The sequence below is a fragment of the Bacillus sp. SIMBA_074 genome (assembly GCF_046534555.1).
Lineage (GTDB): Bacteria > Bacillota > Bacilli > Bacillales > Bacillaceae_G > Bacillus_A > Bacillus_A mycoides.
Map to the genome: position 1 here is coordinate 1 of NZ_JAWRYM010000296.1, position 308 is coordinate 308.

The following is a 308-nucleotide window of genomic DNA, read 5'->3' on the forward strand; positions in this document are numbered from 1 at the left end:
CTTCACTGTCTCCACGCTATCAATGGATGGGCGCGTATTAGGCATGCAGGAGATGGTTGTAAAGCCCCCTTTTACAGCTGCCTTTGCTCCTGTTTCGATTGTTTCTTTATGTTCAAATCCAGGCTCGCGCAAATGAACGTGCACGTCGATGAGTCCTGCGCTGATCATGCCGCCTTTGCAGTCGATCCATTCGTGTCCTTCTCGCGTTATCGCCTCGCCAATTGCTTTGATTTGTCCCTCTTCAACCAATATTTCTACCGGGATAAGCTCTCCCGCTTGATTTAGTATGTTGCCGTTGCCAAGGATGG

At 49.7% G+C, this 308-nt stretch carries 1 protein-coding gene; it reads right to left on the bottom strand.

Features of this window, described 5'->3' with window-relative positions; all coding sequences use genetic code 11:
• On the bottom strand, positions 1-306 hold a 306-nt coding region (locus SB773_RS30920; protein ID WP_410594065.1), incomplete at its 3' end, for an amidohydrolase family protein.
• Positions 307-308 lie beyond the last annotated feature (2 nt).